The sequence below is a fragment of the Limimaricola sp. genome (assembly GCF_016125575.1).
In the GTDB taxonomy this organism is placed as follows: domain Bacteria; phylum Pseudomonadota; class Alphaproteobacteria; order Rhodobacterales; family Rhodobacteraceae; genus WGLM01.
Window position 1 is genome coordinate 283850 of the sequence record NZ_WGLM01000005.1, and the last position, 22504, is coordinate 306353.

Annotated in this window: 23 protein-coding genes; 8 read left to right on the forward strand and 15 right to left on the reverse strand. The window is 66.0% G+C overall.

Annotated features, from left to right (window positions below):
* The first annotated feature begins 111 nt into the window (after window positions 1–111).
* Window positions 112–1140 (forward strand): L-idonate 5-dehydrogenase, encoded by a 1029-nt coding sequence (locus tag GC146_RS12790; protein WP_291839164.1) that lies wholly within the window; start codon window positions 112–114, stop codon window positions 1138–1140.
* Here the strand turns inward: GC146_RS12790 and GC146_RS12795 are convergent.
* Together GC146_RS12795 and GC146_RS12800 are read right to left on the reverse strand one after the other, a co-directional pair.
* On the reverse strand, window positions 1118–1993 hold the full coding sequence (locus GC146_RS12795; protein WP_291839168.1) for an NAD(P)-dependent oxidoreductase: 876 nt from the start codon (window positions 1991–1993) through the stop codon (window positions 1118–1120). The two genes, GC146_RS12790 and GC146_RS12795, sit on opposite strands and share 23 nt — an antisense overlap.
* Window positions 1990–2406, reverse strand: coding sequence for a heme-binding protein (locus tag GC146_RS12800; RefSeq protein ID WP_291839171.1), 417 nt, complete (start codon window positions 2404–2406; stop codon window positions 1990–1992). The genes GC146_RS12795 and GC146_RS12800 overlap by 4 nt, the downstream gene beginning before the upstream one ends.
* A gap of 84 nt (window positions 2407–2490) precedes the next feature.
* On the opposite strand from GC146_RS12800, the gene GC146_RS12805 reads away from it, so the two are divergent.
* Entirely contained in the window at window positions 2491–3393 is a 903-nt protein-coding gene (locus GC146_RS12805; protein ID WP_291839173.1) for an SMP-30/gluconolactonase/LRE family protein, read from the forward strand.
* Here GC146_RS12805 and GC146_RS12810 read toward each other — a convergent pair.
* Window positions 3390–4397 (reverse strand): LacI family DNA-binding transcriptional regulator, encoded by a 1008-nt coding sequence (locus GC146_RS12810; protein WP_291839176.1) that lies wholly within the window; start codon window positions 4395–4397, stop codon window positions 3390–3392. The genes GC146_RS12805 and GC146_RS12810 overlap by 4 nt on opposite strands.
* Window positions 4398–4544: 147 nt before the next feature.
* Between GC146_RS12810 and GC146_RS12815 the strand changes: the two genes are divergently transcribed.
* From GC146_RS12815 to GC146_RS12825, 3 genes are read left to right on the forward strand one after another with little or no spacing between them, the layout of a single operon-like run.
* Entirely contained in the window at window positions 4545–6038 is a 1494-nt protein-coding gene (locus GC146_RS12815) for a sugar ABC transporter ATP-binding protein (RefSeq protein ID WP_291839179.1), read from the forward strand.
* A complete protein-coding gene (locus GC146_RS12820) occupies window positions 6035–7057 on the forward strand; it encodes an ABC transporter permease (protein WP_291839183.1) in 1023 nt (340 codons plus the stop codon). Before GC146_RS12815 ends, GC146_RS12820 begins: the two co-directional genes overlap by 4 nt.
* Before the next feature lie 29 nt (window positions 7058–7086).
* Window positions 7087–8181 carry a substrate-binding domain-containing protein gene (locus GC146_RS12825; protein WP_291839185.1) on the forward strand — a complete coding sequence of 365 codons (1095 nt, stop codon included), beginning with the start codon at window positions 7087–7089 and terminating at the stop codon, window positions 8179–8181.
* Window positions 8182–8223: 42 nt separating this feature from the next.
* Here GC146_RS12825 and phoB read toward each other — a convergent pair whose 3' ends face one another.
* From phoB to GC146_RS12860, 7 genes are all read right to left on the reverse strand, one after another.
* The gene (phoB, locus tag GC146_RS12830; RefSeq protein ID WP_291839188.1) at window positions 8224–8913 is read right to left on the reverse strand and encodes a phosphate regulon transcriptional regulator PhoB; all 690 of its coding nucleotides are present in this window, start codon (window positions 8911–8913) and stop codon (window positions 8224–8226) included.
* A gap of 2 nt (window positions 8914–8915) precedes the next feature.
* Window positions 8916–9626 carry a phosphate signaling complex protein PhoU gene (phoU, locus tag GC146_RS12835; protein WP_291839190.1) on the reverse strand — a complete coding sequence of 237 codons (711 nt, stop codon included), beginning with the start codon at window positions 9624–9626 and terminating at the stop codon, window positions 8916–8918.
* A 9-nt stretch (window positions 9627–9635) separates the two neighbouring features.
* Window positions 9636–10397, reverse strand: coding sequence for a phosphate ABC transporter ATP-binding protein PstB (pstB, locus tag GC146_RS12840; RefSeq protein ID WP_291839194.1), 762 nt, complete (start codon window positions 10395–10397; stop codon window positions 9636–9638).
* Window positions 10398–10459: 62 nt separating this feature from the next.
* On the reverse strand, window positions 10460–11815 hold the full coding sequence (gene pstA, locus GC146_RS12845) for a phosphate ABC transporter permease PstA (RefSeq protein ID WP_291839197.1): 1356 nt from the start codon (window positions 11813–11815) through the stop codon (window positions 10460–10462).
* Entirely contained in the window at window positions 11812–13035 is a 1224-nt protein-coding gene (gene pstC / locus GC146_RS12850) for a phosphate ABC transporter permease subunit PstC (RefSeq protein ID WP_291840721.1), read from the reverse strand. Before pstC ends, pstA begins: the two co-directional genes overlap by 4 nt.
* Window positions 13036–13131: 96 nt before the next feature.
* Complete coding sequence (locus GC146_RS12855) at window positions 13132–14154, reverse strand: substrate-binding domain-containing protein (RefSeq protein ID WP_291839200.1); 1023 nt, start codon at window positions 14152–14154, stop codon at window positions 13132–13134.
* 108 nt (window positions 14155–14262) lie between these two features.
* Window positions 14263–15333 carry an ATP-binding protein gene (locus tag GC146_RS12860; RefSeq protein WP_291839203.1) on the reverse strand — a complete coding sequence of 357 codons (1071 nt, stop codon included), beginning with the start codon at window positions 15331–15333 and terminating at the stop codon, window positions 14263–14265.
* A gap of 274 nt (window positions 15334–15607) precedes the next feature.
* Between GC146_RS12860 and GC146_RS12865 the strand changes: the two genes are divergently transcribed.
* On the forward strand, window positions 15608–15844 hold the full coding sequence (locus tag GC146_RS12865) for a hypothetical protein (RefSeq protein WP_291839206.1): 237 nt from the start codon (window positions 15608–15610) through the stop codon (window positions 15842–15844).
* Between the two features lie 5 nt (window positions 15845–15849).
* Here the strand turns inward: GC146_RS12865 and GC146_RS12870 are convergent, their stop codons facing one another.
* From GC146_RS12870 to GC146_RS12885, 4 genes are read right to left on the reverse strand one after another with little or no spacing between them, the layout of a single operon-like run.
* Complete coding sequence (locus GC146_RS12870) at window positions 15850–17031, reverse strand: aminotransferase class I/II-fold pyridoxal phosphate-dependent enzyme (protein WP_291839210.1); 1182 nt, start codon at window positions 17029–17031, stop codon at window positions 15850–15852.
* Window positions 17032–17033: 2 nt separating this feature from the next.
* The gene (locus GC146_RS12875) at window positions 17034–17552 is read right to left on the reverse strand and encodes a gamma carbonic anhydrase family protein (protein WP_291839213.1); all 519 of its coding nucleotides are present in this window, start codon (window positions 17550–17552) and stop codon (window positions 17034–17036) included.
* On the reverse strand, window positions 17549–18184 hold the full coding sequence (gene gmk / locus GC146_RS12880; RefSeq protein WP_291839216.1) for a guanylate kinase: 636 nt from the start codon (window positions 18182–18184) through the stop codon (window positions 17549–17551). Before gmk ends, GC146_RS12875 begins: the two co-directional genes overlap by 4 nt.
* Before the next feature lie 5 nt (window positions 18185–18189).
* Window positions 18190–19083, reverse strand: coding sequence for a YicC/YloC family endoribonuclease (locus tag GC146_RS12885; protein ID WP_291839219.1), 894 nt, complete (start codon window positions 19081–19083; stop codon window positions 18190–18192).
* Window positions 19084–19244: 161 nt separating this feature from the next.
* Here GC146_RS12885 and GC146_RS12890 point away from each other — a divergent pair, with 161 nt between their 5' ends.
* The gene (locus tag GC146_RS12890; protein ID WP_291839222.1) at window positions 19245–19880 is read left to right on the forward strand and encodes a PAS domain-containing protein; all 636 of its coding nucleotides are present in this window, start codon (window positions 19245–19247) and stop codon (window positions 19878–19880) included.
* A 6-nt stretch (window positions 19881–19886) separates the two neighbouring features.
* Here the strand turns inward: GC146_RS12890 and GC146_RS12895 are convergent, their stop codons facing one another.
* Window positions 19887–21257, reverse strand: a complete 1371-nt coding sequence (locus GC146_RS12895; protein ID WP_291839226.1) for a class II 3-deoxy-7-phosphoheptulonate synthase — start codon at window positions 21255–21257, stop codon at window positions 19887–19889.
* 221 nt (window positions 21258–21478) lie between these two features.
* On the opposite strand from GC146_RS12895, the gene GC146_RS12900 reads away from it, so the two are divergent.
* Window positions 21479–22480, forward strand: coding sequence for a GlxA family transcriptional regulator (locus tag GC146_RS12900; RefSeq protein WP_291839229.1), 1002 nt, complete (start codon window positions 21479–21481; stop codon window positions 22478–22480).
* Window positions 22481–22504: the final 24 nt, after the last annotated feature.

Genomic DNA, 22504 nt, shown 5'->3' on the forward strand with positions numbered 1-22504 from the left:
TCGCTTTCGTCTCGACAAGGAAAGAATGCGGACGTTATGTTACCGATAACGTAGCCTGTCAACCGGCCCGTCCGGGCCTCCGACGACGGGCCGGAAGAGGACCGCCCCGCCATGAAGACCCTTGTCATCCACGCTGCCCATGACCTGCGCATCACCGAGGCCGACAGCCCAAGCCCCGGCCCCGGCGAGGTGCAGATCCGGCTGGCCACGGGCGGCATTTGCGGATCGGACCTGCATTATTACAACCACGGCGGCTTCGGCGCGGTGCGGCTGCGCGAACCGATGATCCTTGGCCACGAGGTGGCCGGACACATCACCGAACTGGGCGATGGCGTGACAGGCCTGCAGGTTGGGCAACTGGTTGCGGTATCGCCCTCAAGGCCCTGCAATGCCTGCAAATATTGCCTTGAAGGCATGCCGAACCAATGCCTGAACATGCGCTTTTACGGCTCGGCCATGCCGTTTCCGCATATCCAGGGCGCGTTCCGGCAGGTGCTGGTGGCCGATGCCGCGCAATGCGCGGATGCGACCCGCCTGACCCCGGGCGAGGCCGCGATGGCCGAGCCGCTGGCGGTGACGCTGCACGCGACGCGGCGCGCGGGCAACCTGCTGGGCAAGGCCGTGCTGGTCACAGGCTGCGGCCCGATCGGGATTCTGGCCATTCTCAGCGCACGGCGCGCGGGCGCGGGGCTGATCGTGGCGACCGACCTGTCGGATTTCACGCTGGAGATGGCCCGCCGCGCGGGCGCGGACGCGGTGATCAACACCCGCACCGATCCGCAGGGCCTCGACCGTTTCACGCCCGACAAGGGCACCTTTGACGTGCTTTACGAATGTTCGGGCGCGGCCCCTGCCCTTGCCGCCGGGATCGGCGCGATGCGGCCCGGCGGCACGATCATGCAGCTGGGCCTTGGCGGCGACATGATGGTGCCGGTGCAGGCGCTGACCGCGAAGGAGCTGTCGCTCAAGGGCTCGTTCCGCTTTCACGCCGAGTTCTTCGCGGGCGTGGAGCTGATGCGCAAGGGCCTGATCGACGTCAAGCCGCTGATCACACAAACGCTGGGCATCGACGATGCAGATCAGGCGTTCCAGATCGCCAGCGACAGGACCCGCGCGATCAAGACCCAGATCGCGTTCTAGCGCGGCGTTCCAGCCAGACGTAATAGGCCGAATGGTCCATCTCGGCGCCGTCGTGGTTCAGCACGAAATCGCGAAACGCCTCGGCCACGGTGTGGCCCAGTGGCAGGTCCAGATCATGTTCATGCGCCACCTTAAGGGCGTTGTCCAAGTCCTTGAGTTGGATGACAGATCGTCCGCCCGGCACGAAATCGCCCCGCACCATCCGCCCGCCGTGCAGGTCAAGGATGCGGCTGTCGGCAAAGCCGCCCTTCAGCGCCTCGCGCAGCTTGGCGGGGTCACAGCCAGCAGCCTCGGCCAGGCGAAAGGCCTCGGCCACCGTGCCGATGGTGGTGGCGACGATCAGCTGGTTGGCAAGTTTCGCCACCTGTCCGGCACCGACCGGACCCAACAGCGTCGGCCGCCCCATCAGATCGAACACCGGTTTGGCCGCCGCGAAATCCGCCTCGGACCCGCCGACGAGGATGGCCAGCGTACCGGCCTCGGCCCCTGTCACGCCGCCCGAAACCGGCGCGTCAAGGTAGCGCAGGCCAAGCGCGCGGGCCGCCTCGGCCAGCGCGATGTCGGTCGCCGGATCGACCGACCCCATGTCGAGGATCAGGGCGCCCTGCCCGGCCGCCTCCATCGCCCCTGCCTCGACCAGCACGGCACGCGTCGCCGGCCCGTCGATCAGCATCGACAGCACAACCTCGGCGCCTGCCGCGGCCTCGGCCGGCGTGTCGCGCACCTGCGCGCCCTCCACGGCCTCGGCCCGCGCGCGGCTGCGGTTCCACACCGACACGTCGTGCCCGCCCGCGATCAGCCGGCGCGCCATCGGCGCCCCCATCAGGCCGGTGCCCAGAACGCAAATCTTCATGTCTCTGCTCCTATTGCTGCCAGCGCCGCGCGCGCGACCTCCAGATCCTGCTCGCCCGTGCCCGAACCCACGCCGATACCGCCCAGCAGAACGCCGCCCACCCGGATCGGCAGGCCGCCCGGCAGGCCGGTCATGGCGCCGTCGGTTGCCAGCCCGATCGCCGTGCGCACCGCTTCGGGCACGGCCCCGCTGGGCGCGCCGGTCGAGGCCGCGGTCAGCGCCTTGGCCCGCGCGCTGCGGCGGCTGAGGAACTTGGCCCCGGTCATCCGCACCTCGGCCAGCACCTCGCCGCTGGCATCGACGATGACGATGCATTGCGGCTGGCCCATCGCCTCGGCCCTTGCCACCGCGGCGTCGATCATGGCCAGCGCGCCGCGATGCGTCAGGCGCGTCGTCGTTTCGGTAAAGGACATCTCTCTCCCTTGTCCGGGCCTTGACCGCCCGGCATGCGCTGGCATGGTATCGGTAACGCAGGCAGCCGCAAGGGGATGACGACGATGCCGATGCTAACCGCCGAGGTCATCGACCCCGCCTTTTCGCGCTTCATCATCGGCAATGCGCCGGTCATCCAGCTGGCCACCGGGTTTTCATGGGTCGAGGGGCCGGTCTGGTTCGGAGATGCGGGGTGCCTGCTGTTTTCCGACATCCCGTCCAACCGCATCCTGCGCTGGACGCCGGGAAGCGGCATCACGACCTATCGCGCGCCTTCGAACTACGCCAACGGCCATACGCGCGACCGCGAGGGGCGGCTGGTATCCTGCGAACACGGCACCCGGCGCGTGACGCGGACCGAGCATGACGGCACCATCACCGTCATCGCCGACAGGTTCGAGGGCAAGCGGCTGAACTCGCCCAATGACGTGGTGGTGAAATCGGACGGCACGATTTGGTTCTCGGACCCCCATTACGGGATCATGACCGATTACGAGGGCTTCCGTGCCGAGCAGGAACTGCCCTGTCGCGTCTACCGGGTTGACCCGGCCACGGGTGAGATCGCGGTGATGATCGACGACATGCAATGCCCCAACGGCCTGGCCTTCTCGCCCGATGAGGGGCTGCTTTACGTCGCCGATACGGGCCGGATGTTCAGCGACGATCCGCAGCACATCCGCGTCTACGACATGGAGGGCGGCCGGCCCGTGCGGGGGCGGCATTTCCATACGGTCAGCCCCGGTTGCGCCGACGGGTTCCGGCTGGACAGCGAGGGGTATCTGTGGACCTCGGCCGCCGACGGGGTGCATTGCATCGCGCCCGATGGCCACCTGATGGGCAAGATCCCGGTGCCGGAGCTGGTGTCGAACATCTGCTTCGGGGGTCGCGCCAAGCACGAACTTTATATCACCGCGACATCCAGCCTCTATCGCGTGACGCTGAACCGCAGCGGCGTGCAGCGGCCCTAGACGGTTCCGCCGGGCACCAGCCGGGTCTGCACCACCGTCACCTCTTCCACCGTGTCGCCGCGCAGGCGCCGCACCAGCGCCTCGGCCGCGGCCTTGCCCAGCCTTGCGGTGGGCACGACCGTTGTCGTCAGCCGCCGCGGCAGGATCGACGCCGCCTCCATCCCGCCCCAGCCGGCGACACCGATGTCGTCGGGCACCGAGATGCCCCGCGACGCGAGGTAGGCCATGCCGCCGATCGCCATCTCGTCATCGTGGTAGTAAAGCGCATCCAGCGCGGGCGCGCGGCCTAGGATGGTTTCGGTCCCGTAAAAGCCCGCGTAGAACCCCGGCCGGTCATTCAGCACCTCTGACGCCGCCAGTGTCAGCCCCGCATCGGCCAGCGCCGCGCGAAAGCCCGCCTCGCGGCTGTGGCCCATCGCGTCGCGGTCGGCGAGCGCGCCGACATGGCCGATCCGCCGCCTGCCCCGCCCGGTGACGAAACGGCCCATCTCGTAGCCGTTGTCGTAATGCGAAAAGCCGACGGCGATATCGACGGGCGATGTCGTGAGATCCCAGATCTCGACCACCGGCACGGTCATGTCGCGCAGCAATTCCAGCGTGCCCGCGGTATGGCGCCGCCCCGCCAGCATGACGCCCGCAGGCCGCCACGAGGCCAGACCGCGCAGCCAGCTTTCCTCCTCGTCCGGCAACTGGTCGTGGCTACCGATCATCGTCTGGTAGCCCAGTCGCGCCAGCGTCGCGTTGATCGATTCCAGTGCCGCGCCGAAAAGGGCCGAGGTCAGCCGCGGCACGCAGACGCCGACAAGCGTGGACGATCCAGCCGGGCCGAAGGCCGCGGCGAGCCGGTTGGGCAGGTAGCCCTGCCGCGCGACTTCGCGCATGACCTTGTCGCGGGTCTCTTCGGAAAAACCCGCCGCGCCGCGCAGGACGCGGCTGACCGTCATCTTCGAGACCCCGGCCGCGCGCGCGATCGAGTCGAGACCCGCGCCCGATTTCCTGGCCATGGCACATCCTCCGTTGCATTCCATGCATAGCATGTCGCGTCTACGTTATCGATAACTTCCTGCTTGACAGCCGTGCAGCGGATTCTCATTCTGAGTGCGTTACCGGTAACCTGCCGGTGCGAAGGATCCTGGGGAGGAGGCCTGCGCATGAACGGCTCCTCGGGTCTGTTCTTCGACGGGATCGTGAAAAGCTTCGGTGGAACGCAGGCTTTGCGCGGCGTCTCATTGCACGTCAATCGCGGCGAGATTGTTGCCCTGCTGGGCGAGAATGGCGCCGGTAAATCCACGCTGATCAAGGTGTTGGGCGGCATTCACACGCCGGACAGCGGACAGGTCAGCGTCGATGGCGTGCCCTACAACCATGTCGCGGGAAAGGTCAGCCAGAAACAGGCCGTGGCCTTCATCCATCAGGACCTTGGCCTGATCGAGTGGATGAGCGTGGCCGAGAACATCGCGCTGGCCGTGGGCTATGCCCGCAAGCGCGGGATGATCGACTGGCGCGGCACCGAAGAGATCGCGCGGGCCGCACTTGCCCATGTCGAGGCCGATTTCGCGCCCACGACCCGCGTCGCAAACCTGTCGCGCACCGAGAAATCCTTGGTGGCCATCGCCCGGGCGCTGGCGGTGGAGTGCGATTTCCTCGTGCTGGACGAACCCACCGCCAGCCTGCCCGCCGACGAGGTGGAGCGGCTGTTCGCGGCGCTGCGCCCGCTCAAGGCCAAGGGCGTGGGGATGATCTATGTCAGCCACCGGCTCGACGAGATCTTCCAGATTGCCGACCGCGTCGCGGTGCTGCGCGACGGGCAGATGGTGGGGATGCGCGACATCGCCCATACCAACCCTGAAGATCTTGTCGGCCTGATCGTCGGCCACAAGGCGCGCGAAATCGCCCGCCCCGTGGCGCAAGCCGGAACCGAGGTGCTGTCCGTCGCCGATTTTCATGCGGGTGCTGCCGGACCGGTGGACCTGTCGATCCAGCGGGGCGAACTTGTGGGCCTTGTCGGCCTGCGCGGCGCCGGGCACGAGGATGTGGGCCGTGCGCTTTACGGCGTGGCGCCACACACGGGCCGGGTGTTGCTGGATGGCAAGGTGCCGGACCTGACGTCGCCGCAGGGCGCGATGCGGTCGGGCATCGGGTTCGTCGCGCGCGACCGGGTGGTCGAATCCGTGGCCCCTGCCCTGACGATTCGCGAAAACATGTTTCTCAACCCCGCGGCCTCGGCCCGCAAGCTGCTCAGCCTGATGTCGCATGGGCACGAGGACCGGCTGGCGCATGGCCTCGGCACGCGGGTGGGCCTTGCCCCCAATGACCCGACACTGGCGATCGAGGCGCTGTCGGGCGGCAACCAGCAGAAGATCGTCGTCGGTCGCTGGCTGGATACCGGGCGGCGGTTCCTGATTGCCGAGGATCCCACGGCGGGCGTCGACGTGGGCGCCAAGGCCGAGATCTACCACCTGCTTTACGGCGCGCTGGCCTCGGGCATGGGCGTGCTGGTGGTGTCCACCGATTTCGAGGAGGTGGCCAATATCTGCCACCGCGCCATCGTCTTTAGCCGGGGCCGCGTGGTGGCCGAACTGTCGGGCGTGGGCCTGTCGACCGAATCGCTCATTCAGGCCGCGTCGGCCGGGGAGGCTGCATGAACAGTATCGAATCGAACGCGCTGGAGCCCACGAAGGACGAACTGGCCCAACTTGGCCTTGCCCAGCGGCTGATCCGGCTGGCCCCGGTCTATGGCCTCGTCATCCTGATGGTGGCGCTGATCGTGATCTTTTCGGTTCTCTTGCCCAATACCTTCCCGACGCTGCTGAACCTGCGCGCGATCATCTCGGACAAGTCGATCATCGCGCTGCTGTCACTGGCGGCGATGATCCCGATGGTCGCGGGCCGGATCGACCTGACGGTGGGCTACGGCATCGTGCTGTGGCACATCCTCGCGATCAGCCTGCAGACGATGTACGGCTTTCCCTGGCCGCTGGCAGTGCTGACGGTGCTGGTGCTGGGGGCCTTTACCGGCGTGCTGAACGGCTTTCTGGTGGAGATCGCCAAGATCGACGCCTTCATCGCCACGCTGGGCACGGGCACGGTGCTTTATGCGCTGGCGCTGTGGCATACCGGCGGACGGCAGGTGGTGGGGATGCTGCCGCAGGGGTTCTATGCCCTCAACGGCACCTTCGTCTTCGGCCTGCCAATCACCGGCTACTACGTGCTGACGATCACCGTGATCCTCTGGATCATCCTCGAATATTCGCCCATCGGCCGTTACCTCTACGCCATCGGCGCCAACCCCAAGGCGGCCGAGCTGAACGGCATTCCGACGCGCAAGTTCGTCGTCGGCGCCTTCGTCACGTCAGGCACACTGACCGCGCTGACGGGTGTGCTGCTGGCCTCGAAGCTGCGGATCGGGCAGGCGAGCGTCGGGCTGGAATACCTGCTGCCGGCGCTGGTCGGTGCCTTCCTGGGCTCCACCACGATCAAGCCGGGGCGCGTCAACGTCTGGGGCACCATCGTGGGCGTGATGATCCTTGCCGTCGGCATTTCCGGCATCCAGCAATTCGGCGGATCGTTCTGGGTCGAGCCGATGTTCAACGGCCTGACCCTGCTCATCGCCATCGGCATCGCGGGCTATGCCCAACGCAAGAAGGGCGCGGCCCGCAAGTGAAACGACAGCATCAACGGGAGGAACCAACCATGCTGAACAGACGCCATTTCATGACCAGTGTCGGCGCGATCATCGTCGCCGGCCCGGCACTGGCCGACGCGATGTCGGACGCACAGGCCGATATCGCCAAGTATGCCGGCAAGGCGACCGCTTGGGACGGGCCCACTACCGGCCCGAAGGCCGCCGAGGGCAAAACCATCGTCGTGCTCGCTGCCGACATGAAGAACGGCGGTATCCTTGGCGTGACCAACGGCGTGCAGGAGGCCGCGGCCAAAATCGGCTGGACGGTGCGCGTGCTGGACGGCGCGGGCTCGGTGCAAAGCCGCACCGCCGCCTTCGGCCAGGCAATGGCGCTGCAGCCGGACGGCATCATCATCAACGGCTTTGACGCGGTCGAACAGCAGGCCGCGCTGGAACAGGCGCAGGCCGCCAAGATCCCGATGGTCAGCTGGCACGGCGGCCCGGTCATTGGCGCCAACCCCGGCAACGGCATCTTCGTCAACGTCTCGACCGACGCGATGCAGGTGTCCAAGGTCGCGGCCGAATGGGCCTATGTCGATGCCGGCGGCAAGCCCGGCGTGGTGATCTTCACCGATTCGACCTACCAGATCGCCATCGCCAAGGCTGACAAGATCAAGGAAACGATCGAGGCGCTGGGCGGCACCGTGCTGGAATATGTCGACACGCCGATCGCCGACACGTCCAACCGGATGCCGACGCTGACCACGGCGCTACTGCAGAAATACGGCGCAAGCTGGACGCATAGCCTCGCCATCAACGACATCTACTTCGACTTCATGGGGCCGAGTCTTGCCGCCGCGGGCATTCCCGGCGACGGCGCACCCAAGGCGGTGGCCGCCGGTGACGGCTCGGAAAGTGCCTATCAGCGTATCCGCACCGGCCAGTACCAGGCAGTGACAGTGGCAGAGCCGCTGAACCTGCAGGGCTGGCAGCTTGTCGACGAGATGAACCGCGCGATCCAGGGTGAGGCCGCATCGGGCTACATGTCGCCGCTGCACGTGGTGACGCAGGCCAACGTGCAGTTCGATGGCGGGGACAAGAACACCTTCGATCCCGACAACGGCTATCGCGACGAATACGCCAAGATCTGGGGCAAGGCGTAAAACCAAGGGGGCCGTCCGTCCGCGGGCGGCCCCTGCCCTGTCCTACCCCAGCGCGTAGCCGGCGCCGCGCACCGTGCGCAGCGGATCGGACCCGCCATGGCTGGTCAGCACCTTACGCAACCGGCCGACATGCACGTCCACCGTGCGCGTGTCGACGTAGATGTCGCGGCCCCAGACGCGGTCGAGCAATTGATCGCGCGACCAAACCCGGCCCGGCTTTTCCATCAGCGTCGACAGCAGCCGAAACTCGGTCGGTCCCAGTTTCAGCGTCTCGCCCGCGCGGGTCACGCGGTGGGTTTCGGAATCGAGCGTGATGTCCTCGAACGTCAGCACCTCGCCTACCGTCGAGGGGCGCACGCGGCGCAACTGGCTGCGCACGCGCGCCATCAGCTCGCTGACCGAATAAGGCTTGACCACGTAGTCATCCGCGCCGGTTTCCAGCCCGCGAACCTTGTCCACTTCTTCGGAGCGGGCCGAGAGCATGATGATGGCCAAACCCTTTGTATCGGGCCGCATTTTCAGCTGCCGGCACACCTCGATGCCAGAGACGTTGGGCAGCATCCAATCAAGCACCATGACATCGGGGCGGTCTTCCTCGACCATCATCAGCGCCTCTTCGCCATTGGCCGCGGTCGAGGTGCGGAACCCCTCGGCGCCAAGGTTGTAGGCCAGAACCTCGCGCTGCGCGGGTTCGTCCTCGACGATCAGGACATGGGGTTGCGCCGCGGCCATCGTCAGGGTGCCTCCGTGATGAACGACGTGTCATCACCCTTCTGCCGCGCCTCTTCAGGCATCTTGCCGGTGACAAGGTAGATCACCTGCTCGGCCATGTTGGTGACCAGATCGCCCATCCGCTCAATGTTCTTGGCCATGAAATGCAGGTGCATGCACGGCGTGATGTTGCGCGGATCTTCCATCATGAAGGTCAGGAATTCGCGGAAGAGCGCGTTATACATCTGGTCGACATCGTGATCGCGCTGGCGCACGTCCTCGGCCAGCGCCGCGTCCCGCTGCACGAAGGCGTCAAGCGTGTCCTTGAGCATTCCCTGCACCTCGCGCGCCATCCGGCGCAGTGCTGTATCGGCGCCGCTGATCGGCCGCATCTCGGCCAGAACACTGGTGCGCTTGGCGATGTTCTTGGCGTAGTCGCCGACCCTTTCGAGGCTGCCCGAAATCCGCAACACCGTCAGCACCGTGCGCAGGTCGCGCGAGACCGGCGCGCGCAGCGCTATCGTGCGGGCGGCTTCCTCGTTGATCTTTTCCTCAAGCGCGTCGATGGCGCGGTCGCCCTGGCGCACCTTGTCGGCAAGTTCCAGATCACGTGTTTCCAGTGATTGCGCACCATCAAGGATGGCGGCCTCAACCAGCCCCCCCATCTTCATCAAGAGGGCCTGGATCGCTTCGAGATCCCTGTCGAAGGCGGCTGCGATGTGTTGGTCGTTCATGTGCGCTCCTTACCCGATACGTCCCGAAATATAGCTTTCGGTCCGGGGATCGGCGGGGTTGGTAAAGATCTTGCCCGTTTCGCCGAATTCGACAAGTTGGCCAAGGTGGAAGAAGGCGGTTTTCTGGCTGACTCTGGCCGCCTGTTGCATGGAATGGGTCACGATGACCACAGAGAAGCTTTGCCGCAACTCGTCGATCAGTTCCTCGACCTGTGCTGTCGCGATCGGGTCAAGCGCGGAACATGGCTCGTCCATCAGCAGCACTTCCGGCGCGGTGGCAACTGCGCGGGCGATGCACAGGCGCTGCTGCTGGCCACCCGACAGCCCGGTCCCCGGCTGATCCAGCCGATCCTTGGCCTCGTTCCACAGGGCCGCGCGGCGCAGTGACGTCTCGACGATCTCGTCAAGGTCGGCCCGCGAACGGGCCATGCCGTGAATGCGCGGTCCGTAGGCCACATTTTCGTAAATCGACTTGGGGAACGGGTTGGGCTTCTGGAACACCATCCCGACCTTGGCGCGTAATTGCACCGGGTCGACCTTGGCGTCGTAGATATCCTCACCGTCCATGGCGATCCGCCCCTCGACACGACAACCTTCGATCGTGTCGTTCATCCGGTTCAGGCATCGCAGGAAGGTCGACTTGCCACAACCCGACGGCCCGATGAAAGCGGTCACGGTCTTGTCGGCAATATCGACGTTGACGTCGCGGATGGCATGGGTGTCGCCATAATAAACCTGGCAATTGCGGGCCGAAATCTTGGTGTCGGTCATGTGAATGTCTCGTTCCGTCAGGTGCATATCAAGCATGGAAATCTTCCGTCAAAAATCCGATGTCACCAGCGCCGCTCGAACCGCCGCCGCAGGATGATCGCCACGGCGTTCATCGTCAGCAAGAAGACGAGAAGCGCGATAATCGCGCCTGACGCGCGCTCGACAAAGGCCGGGTCAGCGCGCTGGGTCCAGTTGTAAACCTGCACCGGCAGCGCGGTCGAGGGGTCGCCGAAAAGCCCGGTCGAGCTGGAGAAGGCCGACGGGTAATCCCGCACGAAAGCCACCATCCCGATCAGCAGCAGCGGCGCGGTTTCCCCCAGCGCCTGCGCAAGGCCAATGATGGTGCCGGTCAGGATGCCCGGTGCGGCCAGCGGCAAGACGTGGTGAAAGACCGACTGCATTTTCGAGGCACCCACGCCAAGCGCCGCGTCGCGGATCGAGGGCGGCACCGATTTCAACGCGGCGCGGGTCGAGATGATGATGGTGGGCAGCGTCATCAGCGTCAGCACCAGCCCGCCCACCAAAGGCGAGGATTGCCGCAGCCCCATGAAGTTGATGAAGATCGCCAACCCCAAGATGCCGAACACGATCGACGGCACTGCGGCGAGGTTGGAGATGTTTACCTCGATCACGTCGGTAAAGCGGTTCTTCGGTGCAAATTCCTCAAGGTAGATCGCGGCGGCCACGCCCAGAGGCAGCGCCATCACCAGCACCACGATCATCATGTAAAGCGAGCCGAGGATCGCCACACCCAGCCCGGCCGCCTCGGGCCGCTGGTCGGAGGCATCGGGCGCCGTCAGGAAAGCCCAGTTCAGCCGCGTGACCATCACGCCGGCATCCTTCAGCGCCTGCGCCACGCGCAGCGCCTCGGGCGAGGTATTGGCATCCAGCGCGGCGCTTTCCATCGTCACGCGGCCCTTGAAGAACCCGTCGATCCGGCCAGAGGCCAGCACGTCGATGACATGCGGACTGCCGATCAGCGACGGATCGGCCAAAACTTGATTGCGCAGCGTCGCGGGCGCCTCTTTCGAGATCAGGTCGCCCATGTCCTTGGCCGAGAGCGTGGTCGTAACCCCCAACGCGTCGAGTTTGGCCGCCAGCGCCTGTTGCAGCAACGGTGCATAAGCCAGGGTAAAGACCTTGGACATCTCGGCCGGGTCGCGGTTGCCCTTGGGGTCAAGCTTGGCGGCGGGCAGGTTTACCTCCAGCTGCAGGTAGGTCTGCTTGTAGGCACTCAGCCCGGCGGCCAGCACCGAGGTCAACAACAGGATCAGCGCCGCCATGGCGATGCCGATCGCGGCCAGCCCGTAGGCGCGGAACCGTCGCTCGGCCGCGTTGCGCCGCTTCGTGCGGGCATCCTGCACGAGGATCGAGCGCGCCGGTCCGGACCGCGCAGGGTCGACGGAGACCTCGGTCATTCGTATTGCTCCCGGTAGCGGCGCACGATGTAAAGCGCGAGGATGTTCAGCCCCAGCGTGATGACGAAGAGCGTCAGGCCAAGCGCAAAGGCCACCAGCGTTTCGGGGCTGTTGAAATCGGTATCGCCGGTCAACTGGCTGACGATCTTGACGGTGATCGTCGTCATCGCCTCGAAGGGGTTGAGCGACAGGCGCGCCGCCGCCCCTGCCCCCAGTACAACGATCATCGTCTCGCCAATGGCGCGGCTGGCGGCCAGCAGTACCGCGCCGACGATGCCCGGCAGCGCCGCGGGCAGCACCACCTTGCGGATCGTTTCGGACTGGGTGGCGCCAAGGCCATAGCTGCCGTCGCGCATGGATTGCGGCACCGCGTTGATGATGTCGTCCGACAGCGAACTGACGAAGGGGATCAGCATGATCGCCATCACCAGCGCCGCCGTCAGCACCGAGGACGCGCTGTCACCCAGGCCGGTGGGACGCGCGATGACATCGCGCAAGAGCGGGCCGACGGTGACCAGCGCGAAAAGGCCGTAGACGATGGTGGGAATGCCCGCCAGAAGCTCGATCACCGGCTTGGCCACGGCCCGCAAGCGCGGCCCGGCATATTCCGACAGGTAGATCGCCGCGAAAAGGCCCACCGGCACCGCGAAAAGCAGCGCGAGAAAACTGATGTAAAGCGTGCCCCAGATCAGCGGCAGGATGCCCAGTTGGGAATCGCCGCGGAAGTTGGGCTGCCAGACCAGCGACAGGAAGAAATCGGTCCAGCTGTAGGAACTGAAGAAGCTGATCGTCTCGGCCAGCAGCGACAGGACGATCCCCAGCGTGGTCAGGATCGCGATGGTCGAGGCGGCGATCAGCAGGCCGATGATCCAGCGCTCGGCGGCGATGCGGGCGCGGAATTGGTCCGTGATGCGCATCAGCGCCAAGGCCCCGCCCAGCAGCGCCGCGCCGATGATCACGGCCGGAAAGGTCAGCGCCGAGCCGGGGACCAGAACGGTGCTGCCAGAGGTCTCGGTCACGCGGATGGCCAGCAGCCATGTCAGCATCACACCGAGGCCCGGCAGCAACGTTGCCAGAGCGGCGTTCAGCGCATGGTGCTTCGGCAGGGCAACAAGGCTCCGGACATCGCCCCCGGCGACGGCGCGGGCGCGGGCAAGGCCGGCGGCATAGGCCAGCGCGGCGAGGGCAAGCACGGCAAGGAACGGAAATGTCACGGAGATCACGGGACGGGCAACCTTGAAGTGGGATACGCTACACGATGCGGATACGGGCGGCGGCCATGACGGCCCCCGCCCGCGTTTCGTTCCGGTGTGACCTTACTGGTCCATCACCTTGTCGGCGGCGACATCGGCCTGCGTCTGCGCCAGTTCCGGGTCGGCGACGAGGCCATACTGCGCCAGCGGGCCATCGGGGCCGGCCATCTGGTCGGACACGAAGAAGTCGATGTAGTCCTGCAGGCCGGGGACCACGCCGAAGTGCTGCGTCTTGACATAGAAATAGAGCGGACGCGACACCGGGTAGCTGCCATCGGCGATGGTCGCGGTCGAGGGGGTGATCCCGCTCATCGTGGCGACGCGCAGCTTGTCGGTGTTGTTCTCGTAAAAGGCCAGGCCGAACACGCCCATGCCGTTCTTGTCGGCGGCCAGACGGGCCAGCGTTTCGGTGTAGTCGCCGTCGATGTCCACGGCGCGGCCGTCAGTACGGATCGCGATGCAGGCCTTGGCGTCGCCATTGGCGGCCTTGAACGCCTCTTCGGCGCCCGAGGATTTGCAGCCCGCTTCCAGCACGTTGACTTCGAAGACTTCGCGCGTGCCGTGCTTGGTGCCGGGGATGAAGGCCTGGATCGGCTGGTCGGGCAGCGCCGGGTTGACGTCATGCCAGCTCATGTAGGGGTTCGCGACGATCTTGCCGTCGACGACGACGTTGGCGGCCAGCGCCTTGAACCAGTCCTCGGGGGTGAAGGCAAACTCGGGGCCGTTGATGTCGGAGGCAAAGACGATGCCGTCATAGCCGATGCGGACCTGCATGATGCCCTTGACGCCCGCGGCGTGGCAGTCGTCGATCTCGCTTTGCTTGATCGCGCGGCTGGCATTGGCGATGTCGATGGTGTCTTCGCCCACGCCCGAGCAGAACATCTTGATGCCCGCGCCCGAACCGCCCGATTCGACGACCGGCGTGGGATACTGGGTGAAGTTCTCGCCGAAGGCCTCGGCCACGATGGTGGCATAGGGCAGAACGGTCGAAGAACCTGCAATATGAACATTGTCACGCGCCATGGCAGCGGTGGCGGAAATGGCAACGATCGCCATGCCCGAGGCGGTCAGTTTGAGAAACGACATTGAAAACTCCTGAGTGTCATACCAACACGCCGCACCAGAATACGTGCGGGCGATGGACCCCGGTCTAGAAGGGGGCGGACTCTCTTTCGTGACAATCTCGTAACAGTCTTATGACATCCTCACGGTTCCGTGAACGGCGGCGCTGCTGGGCAGAATTACCGCAAAGGTGCTGCCCTTGCCCGGCGCGGATTCGATCCGCAGCCGTCCCCGGTGCCGGTTCACGATATGCTTGACGATGGCCAGGCCAAGGCCGGTCCCCCCAACCTCGCGCGAGCGGTGGGTATCGACCCGGTAGAAACGTTCAGTCAGACGCGGGATATGATGCGCCGCAATCCCTTCGCCCTCGTCGATAACCTCGATTCGCACGCCTTCGCTGCGCAGGCTGGGCTCCACCTTCGGCGCCGAAACCCGCATCAGCACACGCCCACCGGGGCGGCCATACTTGATGGCGTTCTCGACGAGGTTGTTGAGGACCTGTCGCAACTGGCCTGCATCGCCCGCAACCATCACAGGCGCCGGCGGCACCTCGACCTCGATCCGCGCGCCCGCGCCCTCGGCCACCGGGGCCAGCGCCGTGGCGACCGACTGCGCCAGGGCGCAAAGGTCCACCTCGTCCATCGGGCGCATCCGCTCGTTTTCTTCCACGCGACTGAGCGACAGCAGGTCTTCGACCAGGCGGGCCATGCGCGCCGCTTCCCGCTGCATCGTCGTCAGGAAACGATCGCGTGCCCCGGCATCGTCGCGCGCTGGCCCGCGCAGGGTTTCGATGAACCCCAGCAAGGCCGTCAGCGGCGTGCGCAACTCATGGCTGACATTGGCGACGAAATCGCGCCGCATCCGACTCGCAGCCTCGATGGCCGTGCGGTCTTCGAATGTCAGGACAATGGCCGCCTGACGCCCGGTCCCCGCACGGGCGACCGTGACGGAAAAGGTGGTATCGCGATCGCCGCTGCGGCCCAGATAACGCGTCGTGCGCGGGGTGCCGTCACCCTGAACGGCCTCGATCGTGTCAAGCAGGGCGGGCTGGCGCAGCGCAGTAATGTAATGGCGTCCTTCCGCCTCGGGCCCGAAAAGCGCAACCGCTGCGGGATTGACGGCGGCAATCCGTTCATCCGCGCCGATCAGCATGACCGGCAACGGCAGGGCTGCGGCAATCTGTGCGGGGCTCGCCTGAACCATGGCGCAAGACCTATGCGCTCCGGCAGACACTGCCCAGAGAAAACTTCTCCATCAAAAGGGGGAGAACGCTTGCCAACCGAAACTCTCCTTATAAGTGTAGGAGTTGACGTCCATGGTCGTGGCGCGATAGCGACGAGAGGGGGCGACGACGCAAATGAGACTCGACCATTCGGCTGGCGACTCCCCGATGCGCCCTGTCATGCTTGTGATCGGCAACCTTGCCCGTTGGAAGGCGCGCGGGCGCAGCCTCCCGCGACTCGATGGATTTCACTACATGGCCTTCGCCGAGCTGACATCGGCGCGACTGGCTGACATATCACCAGACGTCATTCTGTCGGCGCTGGTGGGGGACGATTTCGACGCTGTCGAAATGGCCATGGTCCTGCAGGCCATCGGATTTCGCGGGCGTTATCGCGTGATCGCACGCGGGCTGCCGAACCCGCAGGTGGTGCGCGCCGAGATTTCGCGCGCGGCGCCAGAAGTTGACTTCAACATCCTCTCGCTGCCCTGAGCGGTTCAGCCGCCGGTCGACGCCGCGACGGCACGGGTCAATTCCTCGATCAAAAGACCCGGCTCTTCGATCCCTACCGACACCCGAAAGAATCCTTCCGAAATCCCAAGTGCGGCGCGCCCTTCGGGCGTCAGTCCCCGATGCGAGGACGAGGCGGGATGCGACAGCGTGGTGCCGACATCGCCCAGCGTGGGGGCAAAGGCCACTTCCGGCGCGGCGCGCGTCAGTGCATTGGCAGCAGCACGGCCGCCCGTCAGCTCGAACGACAGCATGTTGCCCCCCTGCCCGCCCAGCAGCCCCATCGCGCGGTTATGGTCGGGATGGTCGTGCCGGGTCGGATAGATGACGCGGCGCACGCCCTTGCAGGCGGCCAGCGCATCGGCCAGTGCCGCCGCATTGGCCTGTGCCCGCTCGAACCGCAGATCAAAGGAATGCAGGCCCCGCTCGGCCAGCCAGCAATCGAAGGGGCTGGGCGTCAGGCCCCATGTCACGTTGGCGTCGTTGATGGCGCGCGCGAGGTCAGGGTCGCGTGCGGCGACATAGCCCAGCGTCGCGTCGGAATGGCCCGCAAGCAGTTTCGTCACTGAATGAATGACGATGTCGGCGCCGTGGTCGAAGGGCCGATAAAGCCGCGGCGTGGTGAAGGTGTTGTCCACCGCCAGCAGCACACCGGCCGCGCGCGCGACCTCGGCAATGCCCTCCATGTCGGCGACCCGGATCGTCGGGTTCGACATCACTTCGACAAGGATCATCCTTGTGTTGGGCCGTAGTGCTGCCTTCATCGCGGCGGCGTCTGTGGGATCGGCAGTAGAGGTTTCGATGCCAAGGCGCGGCAGGTCCTGGCTCAGCAGCCGCAGCGACCGGCCGTAAAGCTGGTCGGCCCCCAGCACGTGGTCACCCGCCTTCAGGATACCAAGCAGCGCAGCCGAAATGGCCGACATACCCGACCCGGTGATAATGCCGCCGGTCGCCGCCTCCAGCATGTCGATCTTCTGCGCCAGAACCACTGCGTTCGGATGCCCTTCGCGCGCGTAGGTAAATCCGGTGCCGCCAGCGTATTGCGCATCCAGCGCGTCGGGATCGGGCGAGGCATAGACGACCGAGGGTTGCAGCGGTGTCACCACCGGGCGCGAGGTGCTGTCGGGCCACGCGGTGCGGCGCACGAGGCTGGAGGGTGGCTTGGCCATTGTCAAAGCTCCGTCAGGCCCGCGCGAAAGCGGCGGGCGTTTTCCTGGTATCCCAGCGCCGACGCGCGCAGGCGCGCGATGGCGGCCTCATCGAGTTGCCGGACGATCCGGCCGGGCGCGCCCATCACGAGGCTGCCATCGGGAATTTCCTTACCTTCGGTCACCAGCGCGCCCGCGCCGATCAGGCAGTCGCGCCCGATCTTTGCGCCGTTCAGCACCGTGGCACCCATGCCGATCAAGGTGTTGTCGCCGATCGTGCAGCCATGCAGCATTGCCTTGTGGCCAATCGTGCAGCCCGCGCCGATGGTCAGCGGAAAGCCCATGTCGGTATGGAGCACGCTGTTTTCCTGCACGTTCGTGCCCGAGCCAATGACGATAGGTTCATTGTCACCGCGAATCGTGGTGCCGAACCAGACCGACGCGTCGGGGCCCAGCACCACCTTGCCGATGATGTGACAGCCGGGCGCGACCCAGGCGCTGGCGTCGATCTGCGGGGTGTTTCCGTCAAGGGCGTAGATCATCGGCTTTCCTCGTGTTCGTTGCCCAAACCGCGCACGAAACTGGTCAGCCCCACCTGTCGGGTGCGGCGCAACCGCTCTGCGGTCAGGATCGCGCGCAACTCGGCCTCACAGACCTCGGGATCGGCGTTGATGAGAACATAGTCGTATTCGGCCCAGTGGCTGATTTCGTTCATCGACTTGGCCATGCGCCCGGCGATCACCGCGTCGTCGTCCTGCCCGCGCGCGCGCAGCCGCCGTTCCAGTTCGGCCATCGAGGGCGGCAGGATGAAGATCGACACGACGTCGTCGCCCATCGCCTGCTTGATCTGCTGGCCGCCCTGCCAGTCGATGTCAAAAAGCGTATCGACCCCGGCCTCCATGTTCGCCTCGACCGGCGCGCGGGGGCTGCCGTAGAGGTTGCCGAAGACCTCGGCATGTTCCAGCATTTCGCCGTCCTGAACCATCGCCTCGAACTGGGGACGGGTGCGGAAATAGTAGTCCTGCCCGTCCACCTCGGCGGGGCGCGGCGGGCGCGTGGTGGCCGAGACCGAGAAGGCGATAGTGGGATCCCAGACGCGCAAGCGGCGCGTCATCGTCGACTTGCCCGCGCCCGAGGGCGACGAGAGGATAATCAGAAGGCCACGGCGCTGCATTGCCCTTACTCCACGTTCTGGACCTGCTCGCGCATCTGGTCGATCACCGCCTTGAGGTCCAGCCCGATCGCCGTCAGCGCGGCCGACCCGGCCTTGGAGCACAGGGTATTGGCCTCGCGGTTGAACTCCTGCGCGAGAAAGTCGAGCTTGCGGCCCGCCGGCGCGGGATCGGCCAACAGGGCGCGCGCGGCGGCGACATGCGCGCGCAGGCGGTCAAGCTCTTCCGTCACGTCGGCTTTGACCGCCAGCAGCGCCAGTTCCTGCGCCACACGGGCCGGATCCACCTCGGGCACATCCCTGACCACACGGCGCAGCGCGGCGGTCAGGTTGGCCTGCGCCTCGTCCCGGCGGGCGGCGGCAGCAGTCGTGGCATCCTCGGTAAGGGTGGCGATCGTGTCGAGATGCCCGGCGAGGACCGTGGCCAACGCCGCGCCTTCGGTCCGGCGCATCGCGACGAAATCGTCGATCAGCGCGTCGAGATCGGCGGTCAGCGCGGCCACGAGCGGCGCAGGGTTATCGGCCTCCGGCGCCGATTGCACGACAACGCCACGCATCGCGAACACCTCAGCGACACTTGGCCGGGCGAGCGACAGTTCCTTGTCCAGCGCGCGCGCCTCTACCTGATCCAGCAGGTCCAGCACCCTGTCGAGCTGCGCCACGTCAAGGCGCATCGTCTGGGCCGTCTCGTCACGGACAACGCGCAGGTTAAGACTGACATTACCGCGCGACAGCCGGGCAGCCAGCCGCGTCCGCGCCGCCGCCTCCAGCCCGTCCAGCCCATCGGGCAGCCGCAGCCGCAGGTCCAGCCCGCGCGCATTGACGCCACGCATGTCCCAGCTCCAGCCGGTCGCGCCAAGTTGCCCGGTGCGGCTGGCAAAGGCGGTCATCGACTGGATCATGCTGACAAGCCCCCCTTGATCTGCTCCGGGCACCTAAGGCGAAACCGGACGGCAGGGCAAGCCCGCCCCCATGCGTTAACCCGTTTACACTTTGTTCAGAGAAAATTTTCGCGAAATCCTCTAGACCCCGCGGCGGGAGCCAAGCCTGAGGGGAGATGCGGATGACCAGCGACGACCAGTCCTTTTCCCGACCAGACGGTAGCTTGCCCGGCACACCGCCCATGCTGGCGGCATTGGAACACTACTGGCGCGACCTGCGTGGCGCACAGCGGCTTCCCGTGCGCCGCGCTGTCGATCCCGGCCGGATCGATGCCGCCCTGCCCCATGCCTTCATCCTCGAGCGGATCGCGCCGGGCGTCGCGCGGTTCCGCGTGACGGGGCAAAAGATCAACGAGATGTTGGGGCTCGACGGGCGCGGCATGCTCTTTGACGCGCTTTTTGCCGACGCTACCGCGCCTGCGGCGGCGCAGTGGGCCGATCAGGCCTTTGCAACGCCCGCCATCGTCGAACTGGCGCTGCTCACCCCGCGCCGTCTGCTGGCAGAGCGACACGAGGCGCGGCTGCTGCTGTTGCCTCTGACAGGCCGTGACGGCACCGTGTCACGCGCGCTGGGCGCGATTGAAGGCACCAAGGCAGAGAGCGTTGGCATGCGGCGCTGGATGATCGATCCCTTGCCGGTGCGGGTGACGGAACTTGGCCCGGCCCGGCCCCGGCTGATCGCGGTCCGGTCCGGCATCACCAAAAAAACAAGGCGCGGGGCCCGGCCGGCCCTGCGCCTTGTCATCTCGAACGATTGAAACCGCTCAGACCGCCTGCGCGCGCTGCAAGTGCCCGCGCCGCGCCGACAGTTCTTCGGCCACGAGGAAGGCCAGTTCAAGCGACTGGCTGGCGTTCAGCCGCGGATCGCAGGCGGTGTGGTAGCGGTCGCTGAGATCCTCGTCGGTCACGGCACGCACGCCGCCGGTGCATTCGGTCACGTCCTTGCCGGTCATCTCGAAATGAACGCCGCCGGGGATCGTTCCCTCGGCATTGTGGACCGCGAAGAACTCGCGCACCTCGCGCAGCACCGAATCGAAGGGCCGGGTCTTGTAGCCGGTGGTCGACTTGATGGTGTTGCCGTGCATCGGGTCGCAGGACCAGACGACGTTGGCGCCCTCTTCCTGCACCGCTTTGATCAGGCGCGGCAGGTGATCGGCAACCTGCCCGGCGCCGAAGCGCGCGATCAGCGTCAGCCGCCCGGCCTCGTTGGCCGGGTTGAGCCGCGCCATCAGCGCCTTGAGGTGACCGGTCGTCATCGAGGGGCCGCATTTCAGGCCGATCGGGTTCTGCACGCCGCGGGCGAAGGCCACGTGGGCGCCTTCCGGGTCGCGCGTGCGGTCACCGATCCAGATCATGTGGCCCGACCCGGCCAGCCACTTGCCCGAGGTCGAATCGACTCGCGCCAGCGCCTCTTCGTATTCCAGCAGCAGCGCCTCGTGGCTGGTGTAGAACTCCACCGTCTCAAGCGCATGGCTCGCCTCGGCGCGGATGCCCGCGGCCTCCATGAAATCGAGCGTGTCGGAGATGCGGTTGGCCATGTCGCGGTATTTCTCGGCCTCGGGCGCGCCGGTGAAGCCCAGCGTCCAGGCATGCACCTTGTGCACGTCGGCATAACCGCCGGTCGAGAAGGCGCGCAGCAGGTTCAGCGTGGCGGCCGCCTGCAGGTAGGCCTGCAGCATCCGGCCGGGATCGGGTACGCGCGCAGCAGGCGTGAAGTCAAAACCGTTGATGATGTCACCGCGGTAGCTGGGCAGTTCCTGACCACCCGCGACCTCTGTCGGCGCGCTGCGGGGCTTGGCGAACTGGCCGGCCATGCGGCCCACCTTCACCACCGGCACTTTGGCGCCATAGGTCAGCACCATCGCCATCTGCAGCATCACCTTGAAGGTGTCGCGAATGCCATCGGCCGAAAACTCGGCAAAGCTTTCGGCGCAGTCGCCGCCCTGTAGCAGGAACGCCTCGCCCCGGCTGACTTTGCCCAGATGCGCCTTGAGGCGGCGTGCCTCGCCTGCAAAGACCAGCGGTGGATAGCTGCCAAGCTTGGTCTCGACCTCCTCGAGCGCGGCGGCATCGGTATAGTCGGGCATCTGCACCCGCGGTTTCGCACGCCAGTCGGATTTGTGCCATTCGGTCATCGTCGGTTCCTCGTCACTCGGGAGGTTCCCTGCGCGGGGCCCCTGTCTGTCGGGTCAGGCTTATAGCCCCCGCCGCCGGGCGGGCCAATGCCAAATTGGGGCCCTTGCGACGCCACATGCGACACATGTTGCCGCAAACGATTGCCCTTGAAGGCCAACCGCAAAACTGATGTGCTTAAATAGAGTGCGAAAGGGCGTGCGTCGCCCATGCGAGGGCGTTGATGGAAATCCAGCCGCAGATCGTGGACGTGATCGACAAGGGCAAGCCGCGGCGTTTTGTGTTCGTGCTTCTGAACAACTTTACCATGTTGTGCTTCGCCAGCGCGATCGAAAGCCTGCGCATCGCCAACCGCATGGCGGGCAAACAGCTGTATTCGTGGGTGCTGGCCGGCGAAGGCGGCACCACCGTCACCTGTTCGAACGGGACCGAATTCAAGGTGACGATGGACCTTGAAGAGCTGAGCCGCGAGGACACCGTCATGCTGTGCGGTGGCATCGACGTGCAGTCGGCCACCACGCGCAAGATATTGAACTGGTTGCGGCGCGAGGCGCGGCGGGGCGTCACGATGGGCGGACTTTGCACGGCCGGTTATTCGCTGGCCAAGGCCGGGCTGCTGGATGGCAAGAAGGCGACGATCCACTGGGAGAACCAGGACAGTTTCGCCGAGGAGTTCGAGAACGTTACGCTGACCAAGTCGGTCTTCGTGGTGGACGGCAACCGCATCACCACCGCGGGCGGCACCGCCTCGATCGACCTGATGCTGAAACTGATCGCAGACGAACATGGCGAAGATCTGGCCAGCGCCGTGGCCGACCAGTTGATCTATTCGGCCATCCGCACCGATCAGGACACCCAGCGGCTGTCGATTCCCACACGCATCGGCGTGCGCCATCCCAAGCTGAGCCGGGTGATCCAGCTGATGGAGCAGAACATCGAGGATCCCATCAGCCCTGCGGTACTGGCGCATGACGTGGGCATGTCCACGCGCCAGCTGGAGCGGCTTTTCCGGCGCTATTTGTCGCGCTCTCCAAAACGTTACTACATGGAGTTGCGGCTGCAAAAGGCGCGCAACCTGCTGATGCAGACCGACATGAGCGTGATCAACGTGGCCCTTGCCTGCGGCTTTGCCTCGCCGTCGCATTTTTCCAAATGTTACCGTGCGCACTACGATACAACGCCATACCGCGAACGCGGCACGCATGCAGCGCGGCTGTCGATCTGACTCTTCGACAAACTGGTCAAACAG